Annotated in this window: 2 protein-coding genes; both read right to left on the minus strand. The window is 69.2% G+C overall.

The annotated features are described in order from the left end of the window. Nucleotides 1-56 precede the first annotated feature (56 nt). Nucleotides 57-296, minus strand: coding sequence for an RNA-binding protein (locus AB8Z75_RS34820; RefSeq protein WP_242754819.1), 240 nt, complete (start codon nt 294-296; stop codon nt 57-59). A gap of 2 nt (nt 297-298) precedes the next feature. Next, nucleotides 299-745: a 30S ribosomal protein S16 gene (gene rpsP, locus AB8Z75_RS34825; protein WP_369209128.1), complete on the minus strand. Its 447-nt coding sequence runs from the start codon at nt 743-745 to the stop codon at nt 299-301. Between the last annotated feature and the right edge of the window lie 184 nt (nt 746-929).

Below are 929 nucleotides of genomic sequence, written 5' to 3' on the forward strand. Positions count from 1 at the left end.
GGCCGGGGACGGCGTGGTCGCCATCCCCGGCCCGTGCCGGTGCTGCATACCGCTCTTCAGCGGACCTGGTCCACGTCGACGAGGTCGACGCGGATTCCACGGCCGCCGAGAGCTCCCACGACGGTGCGCAGAGCGCGCGCGGTGCGACCGTTACGGCCGATCACCTTGCCGAGGTCGTCGGGGTGCACCCTGACCTCCAGCACGCGTCCGCGACGGAGGTTGCGGGATGCGATCCCCACCTCGTCGGGGTGGTCGACGATGCCCTTCACCAGGTGCTCGAGGGCCTCCTCGAGCATCCTCAGGCCTCGGTCGACTCGGTGGCGGCCGACGCCTCGGCGTCCGCCTTCTTCTCGGCCTTGTCGCTCTTCTTGGCCTTGGGGGTGATGGCCTCACCCTGCGGCTCGTCGGAGGACTCCTTGGCAGCGGCCTCGAAGAGGGCGCGCTTGTCGGCCTTCGGCTCCGGGACCTTCATCGGCTCCGGCGCGGGCAGACCCTTGTACTTCTGCCAGTCGCCGGTGACCTTGAGGATCGCCTCGACGGGCTCGGTCGGCTGGGCGCCGACACCGAGCCAGTACTGCACGCGCTCCGAGTTGATCTCGATGCGCGAGGGGTTCTGCACCGGGTGGTACAGGCCGATCTCCTCGATGGCCCGGCCGTCACGGCGGGTGCGGGAGTCGGCGACGATGATGCGGTAGTGAGGCGAACGGATCTTGCCCAGACGCTTCAGCTTGATCTTGACTGCCACGGGTGTGGTGTCTCCTGGTCTTGACGTGGGTGGACGCGTCGGGATGCCACGTGGGGTTGTGGCGCCGGGTGTCCGATGGACGCGTCAGCCGGAGGAGAGAGGGGTCCTGTGCGGCTGTCGAGTTCAGCCGACCATGATGCCACACCGCACGGCTGCGGAGGAAACCGCCCCCGCCCGCCCACTT

Source organism: Streptomyces sp. PU-14G (genome assembly GCF_041028275.1).
In the GTDB taxonomy this organism is placed as follows: domain Bacteria; phylum Actinomycetota; class Actinomycetes; order Streptomycetales; family Streptomycetaceae; genus Streptomyces.